This is a genomic window from Steroidobacter sp., from assembly GCF_016790065.1.
GTDB lineage: Bacteria > Pseudomonadota > Gammaproteobacteria > Steroidobacterales > Steroidobacteraceae > Steroidobacter.
In genome coordinates this window covers 1-9,278 of record NZ_JAEUPY010000735.1, presented here as the reverse complement: position 1 = coordinate 9,278, position 9,278 = coordinate 1, and the positions used below count along the sequence as shown (strand labels likewise).

The following is a 9,278-nucleotide window of genomic DNA, read 5'->3' as shown; positions in this document are numbered from 1 at the left end:
TGTGGACTTCACGCTGACTCCTCACATCGGTGTCGCGCTTTCGGCGGTAGATGCATCGTCTGCCGAAGCGCTGCTCGAACATGCGAGAACGGCAGCGAACGAAGCGCGTCGAGTCGCTTCCACGCAGCCCACGTTTTATAGCGAAGCGATGCAGGTTCGTTCGCTGTCCCGGCTCGACCTGGGCCGTGAGTTGCGCGACGCCATCGCCAATCGCGACATTCGGTTCCGTTACGTCGGGCGCCACGATTTACAGACTGGCCGGCAGGTCGCATCGGTGGCCTATCTGTGCTGGCATCACCCGTTGCGCGGTGAGATTCCGCCGTCTGAATTCCTGCGCATCGCCGTTGCAACCGGGCTGGCCGTGGATTTGTCGAGAATGGCGTTGGAGTCGATGGCCGACGACTTCGCCGCGCAGTCCCAGCACTGGGCACCGGACATGAGAATTTCCTTCGGTCCGCTCCGGGATCATATTTTTCACGAAGATTTCGTCGGCGACGTAGAACGCGTGCTGGCCATGAATGTGTTGCCGCCGGAACGTTTGGAACTGCGCATCGCCGAGAAAGCCTTCGTCGCTCGCGAGACGCATGCATTGCGTGCTTTGGAGAGACGGGGAGTGCAGTTGGTCGTGGACGAAGCGGCACGCGCTGTTGCTTCATTGTCGTCGCTGGCCAGTGCGCCGATCTCCGGCTTGCAGCTGGATCGCTCCTTCACCACGGCGTTGTTGCACGATGAGACAGCCAATAAGGTCTGTCGCGCCACCTTCGGCATCGCCCGAGCGTTGCAGCTGGCACCGATGGCGGCCGGCGTGGACAACCAGCAGATCCGCGAAGCCCTGCTCGAGATGGGCTGCCGGTACGGTACCGGCGACCTGTTCGCGCACGCCGAAAAAGACCGTCACTAAAAGTCGATTTGACACCAGATTATGCGACCCACGTCGCAGGTACTGGCCGGTTTCAAGTAACTACTACAACGCGCCCGACGCTGCATTCGAGTGAAATAACACTCACGGAACACAGCCGTTCCGACCAGAGGCGTCCATGCGAATCCGTTCGACTGCGTTGTTGTTGACTGCGTTGCTTGCCACCGGTACCTCGTTTGCCGAGGCTCCGGCCCGCTCGCTGTACATCGTGCAGGGGAAGTCGGCCGAGGCCGCTACTCAGCGTCTGCGTTCCGCCGGCGTCCAAGCCGACCGCGAACTGGGCGTCATCAATGCAGTGAGTGCCTATCTCACGACCGAGCAGTTGGCGGCGTTGCAAGCCGACTCCAACGTGCGAGTGTTCGAGGATCGGCAGGTCAGCCCGCGCGGCGCGTTGTACGACTCATTGTCCGGCGGGCTCGGCAGCAGCGCGCTCATCAAGTTGACTCAGGTCGTGACCACGCCGTTGGTGTCGCCGCTGTTACAGGCTCAACTGACAAGCTCGCTGACTTCGCCGCTGGTGCAGAGCCTGAGCTCACAGCAGAAACTGCAGGATGGCAAGAGCGTGAACACGCTCGGCCTGCTCTATGAAACCAACTATCCGGGCTTGATCGGCGCAGATTCGTTGCAGTCCGCGGGCATCACTGGCAAGGGCGTCACCATTGCCGTGCTCGACACCGGCTTCTGGCAGGACGCGAGTCAGAACTACGGCAATCGCGTGCTGGCCACGGTCGATGTGACCGATGGCAACAAGCCGATCAAGGGCGATCCGTACGGCCACGGCACCCATGTCGCTGCCATCGCTGCGAGCGGTGCGCAGAACGTCAGCGGCAGTTACTACGGCATCGCTCCGAGTGCGAACCTGGTGCTGGTGCGTGCATTCAACGGCGAAGGCGCGGGTCGTTACACCGACGTGATCGCCGGCGTGAATTGGATCGTCGCCAACCGCGACAAGTACAAGATTCGCGTGCTCAATCTGTCTTTCGGCGCTCCGCCGCAGTCGTATTACTGGGACGATCCGCTGAACCAGGCCGTGATGGCGGCGTGGCGTGCGGGCATCGTCGTGGTGGTTTCGGCGGGTAACGAAGGTCCGAGCCCAATGACCATCTCGGTGCCGGGTAACGTGCCGTATGTGATTACGGTCGGTGCGCTGACTGACAACAACACGCCGTACGATGCGACCGACGATCGTCTGGCTTCGTTCTCTTCCACCGGTCCGACGTTCGAAGGCTTCGTGAAGCCGGAGATGGTGGCGCCGGGCGGTCATATCACTGCGTCGATGCCGACCAACAGCTATCTGGCGACGCTCGACAAAGACTCGGTGAACGTGGCCAGCAACTTGTTCACCATGTCCGGCACGTCGCAGGCCGCGGCGGTGACGACTGGTGTGATCGCGCTGATGTTACAAGCCGATCCGTCGCTGACGCCGGATACGGTGAAGTGCCGCCTGCTGTCGTCGACTCGTCCGGCCATCAATGCGCAGGGCAAGCTCGCTTACAGCGTATTCCAGCAGGGCGCCGGCTTGATCAATGCGGTCGCGGCGGTGAACAGCGCGGCCACCGGCTGTGCCAACCGCGGTCTGAACCTGCAGGCCGACCTCGATGGCAGCCAGCACTTCGGCGGTCCGGCCAACATCGATGACTCGGGCAACTACGTCATCATGGAAATGGAAGGCAGCACCTGGGGCGACACCGTCGATGCCGACGGTTACACCTGGTCCAAGGGTTACACCTGGAGTAAAGGCTACGCGTGGAGTGAAGGCTATACCTGGAGCAAAGGCTTTACCTGGTCCAAGGGTTACACCTGGAGCAAGGGCTTCACCTGGTCCAAGGGGTTCACTTGGAGCAAGGGTTACACCTGGAGCCGCAGCCTGTCCTGGTGGGAAGCGACCATGAACAACTACGCTCATGGCGCACGCTCGGCCTCCATCGCTTCGTGGGTGCCGAACGAGTAATCGGCGCCGACTTCTCTGGAATGTGACGCGCGTCCTACACCCCGATGCAGGCGCGCGTCGAATCCTCAAACCAGTCAACGGTTGTTCTGTCAAACGTCGGGCATGCTGGGCTCGTGAGCGCGAAATTCCTGACGCGTGCCTGGCGTGCGTCGCTAATCATCATCGGTTGGATGTTCGGAGCAGCGATCGCTACGGCGGCCGACGCTCCGCCGCTCATTCTCGAACATCTGTCCACCGCTGAGGGTCTGCCGCAGGCCACCGTCATGACCACCCTGCAAGATTCGCAGGGGTTTGTCTGGCTCGGCACTGAAGATGGCCTGGTTCGTTACGACGGCCATCGCTTGCATCGCTATGCCGCCGCTCGAGGCGAGCAGGGCACGCTGTCCGGCAACTACATTTGGGACATCGCCGAGGATGCCGGCGGCGATCTGTGGATTGCTGTCCGCGACCGAGGCGTCGCGCGCTGGCATCGCAAGACCGATACGTTTACTCAGTACCGGCACGACCCGAACAACCCGGCCTCGTTGGCGAGCGATAACGTTCGCGCCATCCTGCTCGATTCGCGGGGTCAGCTTTGGATCGGCACCAGCGATGCCGGCGTCGCCATCCTGGATCCGGCGTCGGGCCGCATTCGACAGCTGCGTCACACCGGCGCGGCAGGTTCGTTGAGCAGCGACCGCATCTTCGCGTTGTCGCTGGCACGCTCGGGCGATGTTTGGATCGGCACCGAGTCCGGCTTGGATCGCTGGAGTCTGGCCGACGATTCCATTGCCAGTTTCGGTCCCGCCGCCGGCACCGAAGGTTCGCTGTTAGGCAAGCAAATCTCCCATATCCTCGAAGACAAGAGCGGCGCGGTGTGGGTCGGCAGCTTCGAAGTCGGACTCACACGGTTGGACCGCGACGGTCGCTTGCTGGAAGTGTTTCGTCATCGCCGCGATGCCAACTCGCTCGGCAGCGACGATGTGCGTGCCGTGCTCGAAGATCGCAGCGGACGTTTGTGGGTGGGAACAGGCGACGGCTTGGAACTGCTCGACCGTGCCAGCGGCCACTTCACTCATTTCCGTCATGACGATCGCAATCCCGATTCGTTGCGCGACTCGTTCGTGATGTCGTTGTACGAAGATCAGGAAGGGCTGGTCTGGATCGGTACGCGCACCGGCGGCGTGAGTCGCTGGAATCCGCGCAGTTGGGAATTCGGGGGTCAGCGCCCGAAATGGTTGGGCAGCGGGCCGGTCAATGCATTCGCCGATGCTCCGGACGGCCGGGTCTGGATCGCGTCATTGGATGGCGGGCTGCGTCAGTTCGATCCGCATACCAACGAAATGACGCCGCTCGACGCGTTGGTCAAAGATCATCAGGCACTGCGTGACGATAAAGTGATGTCGTTGCGTCAGGATCATCTGGGCACGCTGTGGATCGGCACCATGAACGGCGGCCTCAAAAAACTCACCGCCGAGGGTCGCATCGATTCGATTGCGGTGAAGCCTGGCGATCCGCGAGCAACCAGCGCTGCAGGCATCATGACTGTGGTCGAGAGTCGCAGCGGTCAAATTTGGATCGGTACCTTTGGCGGCGGCGCCAACGTGCTCGATCCTGCCACCGGTGCAATTCGGCAGTTGCCGTTTGGCGGCACTCAGCCCGGTGCTACCAGTTCGGCGGAAGTCACTGCGATTGCCGAAGATTCGCGCGGTAATTTCTGGATCGGCACCATGAACGGGCTGAATCTCGCGCGCGCTGACGGTTACGTGCTGCGTGTGTTTCAGAACGAGCCCAAGGATCCGACGTCGTTGCCGGCTAACTCGGTGTACGCGGTGTTGGTCGATGCTCAGGATCGGGTTTGGGTGGCGACTGAAGGCGGCTTGTCGCAGATCGATGGCGCGGTGAACGCGCCGGAAAAGATTCGTTTCAAAACATTCACGCGTGAGCAGGGGCTGTCGGGCGATACGCTCTACGGCATCGTGCCTGACGACGCCGGTTCGCTGTGGTTGAGTGGTAACGCCGGCTTGATGCGCTTCGATCCGGCCAGCGGCGCGATCAAGGCTTATCACCGCGAACACGGCTTGCAAGGCGAGGAGTTCGCGTTCGGCGCCTATTTCCGTCTGCGCGATGGTCGCGTGTGTTTCGGCGGCCCGGGCGGCTTCAATATTTTCGATCCCACCAAGCTCACCGAGAATCGTCAGCCGCCGCGGTTGGCGTTGACCAACATCGATGTGCTCGGCGTGCGCATGGTCAGCAAGACACCGTTCTGGCTATTACATACGGTGCCGTTGAGCTATCGGGACAGCATCGTGTCGCTGGATTTCGGTGTGCTGGATTTCGGTTCTACCCAACACAATCGGCTGGCGTATCGCATGCCAGGCCTGAGCGAGGATTGGATCGACTTGGGCAGTCAGCGTCGCATCACGTTGACGACCTTGCCGGCCGGCGAACATCTGTTGGAAGTGCGGGCCGCGAGTTCCGATTCGGTGTGGAGCAAGGAGCCGATGCGGATCACCATCGATCGCGCTCCGGCACCGTGGCAGTCTCGTTGGGCCTACGCAGCCTATGCAGCGTTGATTCTCGGCGTGATTTTGTATCGCGCTCGCGAACAGCGACGAAAGTTCCAAGCGGTGGTCGAGCAGCGCGCGCAGCTCGAGACCGAAGTGCAGCTGCGTACGCGTGAGTTGGTCGAGAGCAATCGACAGCTTGCCGAAGCCGCGCAAGCCAAGAGCAACTTCCTGGATCGCATGAGCCACGAGTTGCGCACACCGATGAACGGTGTGGTCGGCATGACTGAACTGCTGACGCGCACCCAACTGTCGGCGACCCAGTCGCATCTGACCAAGACCATTCGTTCCTCGGCGCAGATCCTGCTGCAAATCGTCAACGACCTGTTGGATCTGTCCAAGATTCGCGCCGGCAAAGTGGCGTTGGAATCGTTGCCCATCGATCTGGGCCAGGTGCTGGAAGAGTGCACCAGCCTGTTCGCCGGTGCGGCCGAAAGCAAAGGCATCGAGCTGATCGTTTGTCCGCCCACCTATAGCGAACAAGTGCTGTTGGGCGATCCGTTGCGAGTCCGGCAGATCGTGATGAATCTGGTCGGTAACGCGGTGAAGTTCACCTCACAAGGTGAAGTTGTCGTGCGTGCGGACGTGGCTGTCGCCGACGGTCGTGCGACTGCCAGGATCTCAGTCACGGACACCGGCATCGGTATGGATGCCGCCGCTGTCAAACGCATCTTCGAACCGTTCTCGCAAGCCGACGAGACCACGACGCGTAAGTTCGGCGGCACCGGCTTGGGTCTCGCAATCTGCCGCGAGCTTTCCGACATCATGGGTGGCCAGATCACGGTGGAGAGCACGCCGCAGATCGGCTCGACGTTCCATTTGTCGTTGCCGTTATCGATTGCCACGACGCCGATGACTGAGGAAGCGAAGTTCCCCGGTCGCACGTTGCGCATCCTCACGCGCCGGTCTTCGTTGCGCGAGTCCTTGTCGCGTCATGCGTTGGCGCTCGGTTTGACGCCGGTCGATGGTTCGTCGGCGACACAGCCAGCGGCGGGCGAAATCGTGATGCTCGACGCCAGCACGTATCCGGACGATCTGAAGCATGTGCTGGCGGCGCAGACGGCCTGGCCAGGGCTCATCGTCATCGCTACCAATGCCGAGGTCGAGACGTACAACCTGCGTGCGTTGTTGAACGAGAAGACCATCGTTCTCAAACCTGTGCACCGAATCTCGTTGCGAGAAGCTCTGGCGGTCGTTACAGGCCTGGCAGTGGGCAGCGAATCCAACTCGCTCGCGACCGACACGCCGACGCTCAAGGGCCACGTGCTGCTGGTCGAGGACGAGCCGGTGAACGCGGCGGTCGCCGAAGGTTATCTCGCGACCTTGGGTTGTACGAGTGTGTGGGTGAAGAGTGGCACCGAAGCGGTCGCGCGCAGTGCCGGCGAGCACTTCGATTTGATCCTGATGGATTTGAACATGCCCGACATGGATGGCTTCGCGGCCACCAAGCTGATCCGTCAGCGCGCCGGGCAGGGCAAGCGCACGCCCATCGTCGCGCTCACCGCGCACGATGCGGCGACCTATCGCGACAAATGCCTCAACGCCGACATGGACGACATCCTGACCAAGCCTTACACCATGGACGAATGCAGCCGTCTGCTGCGTAAATGGCTGGCGCAGGAAGCCGAAGTTGCGGCACCGGTTGCCAAGCCCGTCGCGACGCCAGCCAAGCACGGCTTGTTGGCGAGCGTCGATGCAGCTGCGGTCGCGTCGCTGCGCAAGCTGCGCGCCGGCGGTCACACCGATTTGTATTCCAAGCTGGTCGATTTGTTCCGCACCGGCTCGGTCGAGTCGCTGGCACAGCTGTGCGAGGCGATGACAGCGAAGGATCTGGCCGCCGCGGCCAGCATTTGTCACAAGTTGGCGTCGAGCGCGTCCAACGTCGGGGCCTTGGCGTACGGTAAGGAGTTACGCCGCCTGGAACAGCTTTGTGTAGCGGGTGAGTATGAGCAGGCCGTGGCAGTGCATGAATCGATCAAGGGGGCGCACGCGCCGCTGCTCGATGCACTGCTGGGCTTGACGATGAGAGCGAGCGCATGAGTACTGTGACTGTCCCACCGGGCATCGCCATCATTGCCGACGACGAGCCCACCGGCCTGGTGCTGATGGAAGAGTCCGTGGCACAGACTGGACTGCAGGCGCTGTGTTTCGATAACGGCACCGCTGCGCTGGCGGCCGCACTCGACTCGCAATCGGGCCATCAAGTTGCCATCGTGCTGCTGGACGTCGATATGCCGGGCCTGAACGGCTTCGAGGTGTGTCGTCGGCTCCGCGCCGACGCGCGTTTCGCCATGACGCCCATCGTCATGGTCACCGGTCATGAAGATTCGGAGGCGATCACGCTGGCCTTCGAAGCGGGCGCCACCGACTTCGTCGCCAAGCCGGTGAACTGGGCGTTGCTGCCGCGACGTCTCGAATACATTCTGCGCAATGCCGCGGCGGCTCGTTCCTTGAACGAACGCATGGCCGAGGTGAAGACGCTGGTCGAAGCGCTGCCCGATACATTGTGGGTGGTGTCTTCGGAAGGCGATGTGTTGTGGAGCCCGAATGCCGAGGTGCGGCAACAGTCCAGGTTGCCGCCGGACATGATTCCGGTCGCACGCCAGGTTGCGAGTGCGACGGCCGGCGACGGTATGAGAAGAACGCTCGGCTATCGATCCGAGCAATCGCCGGGCCTGCGCTCAGCGTATGAGATGCGCTTCAGTCGCCGCGAAGGTGGCGACGTGCTGGTGGTTCGGCAGGACGTGACTGAGCGAGTCGACAATGCCGAGCGCATCGAGCGCTTGGCGTATTTCGATCCGCTCACCAATCTGCCCAATCGCCAACGCTGCATGGAAACCGCCGGGAACATGCAGGCGGCTGCAGCCAGCGCCAACGAGGCGGTCGCCGTCGTCTACATCGATTTGAACAGTCTGAAGCGCGTCAACGATTCGTTCGGCCACGCCATGGGCGACGCAGTGCTGCGCGCCTTCGCCGATCGCTTGGTGAAGGCCGTGGACGGTTTCGGCATCGATCCGAGTCGCGTGTTGATTTCGCGCTTGGGTGGCGACGAGTTCGTGGTCGTGTTGCGCCAGGCATCGGCCCGTGAAGTGGCCATGATCATTGCGCAGAAGTGCGCTGAAGTTTTCAAACTCGCCATCACTCACGATGCGCTGGAGTTTTACTCGTCGCCCAACATCGGCGTGGCGGTCTATCCCGATGACGGTGCGGACATGGCGACGGTGTTCAAACACGCCGACACCGCGATGTATCACGCCAAGGCCACTTCAGGCGCCATCGCTTCGTATACGCCGGCGATGAGTGCGAGGATGCGGGACTGGTTGGAGCTGGAAGGGCGCTTGCGTCGCGCGGTTCACAATGACTTGCTGAATCTGGTGTTCCAGCCCAAGTTCCGAATCAGCGACAACCGGCTGGTCGGTGTGGAAGCGTTGTTGCGTTGGCGCGATGCCGAGCACGGCGATATCTCACCGAATCGGTTTGTTGAAATCGCCGAAGACAGCGGCTTGATTTTGGACATGAGCGCCTGGGTAGTGCGCGCCGTGTGCCGTCAGTTGCGCAAGTGGTTGGACCGCGGCATTGCTGTGCCGGTGGCGATCAATTGTTCGGCTAAAGAGCTTTTGCACGGCGATCCGGCGCGCGTTCTGGAAGCGGAAGCGGCGGCGGCCAATGTGCCGACATCGTTGATCGAGGTGGAGTTGACCGAGTCGCTGCTGATTAAGGACTCGGCGACGGTGCAGGGCGCACTGGCGCGCATTCGACAGCTTGGTTGCCGAATCGCGTTGGACGATTTCGGTACCGGCTATTCGTCGTTGTCCTATATCACTCGGTTCCCGCCGGACCGAATCAAGATCGATAAAGCATT

4 protein-coding genes are annotated in these 9,278 nt (G+C 61.8%); all 4 read left to right on the top strand.

The window, feature by feature from the left end; all coding sequences use genetic code 11:
* Positions 1–901: EAL domain-containing protein (locus JNL55_RS29885; RefSeq protein WP_293863224.1), on the top strand; the 901-nt coding region annotated here is incomplete at its 5' end.
* 136 nt (positions 902–1,037) lie between these two features.
* Entirely contained in the window at positions 1,038–2,870 is a 1,833-nt protein-coding gene (locus JNL55_RS29880) for a S8 family peptidase (RefSeq protein ID WP_293863222.1), read from the top strand.
* Between the two features lie 113 nt (positions 2,871–2,983).
* A complete protein-coding gene (locus tag JNL55_RS29875; protein ID WP_293863220.1) occupies positions 2,984–7,456 on the top strand; it encodes a hybrid sensor histidine kinase/response regulator in 4,473 nt (1,490 codons plus the stop codon).
* Positions 7,453–9,278, top strand: a 1,826-nt coding sequence (locus tag JNL55_RS29870) for a putative bifunctional diguanylate cyclase/phosphodiesterase (RefSeq protein WP_293863218.1), incomplete at its 3' end; no start/stop codon positions are given. The genes JNL55_RS29875 and JNL55_RS29870, both read left to right, overlap by 4 nt.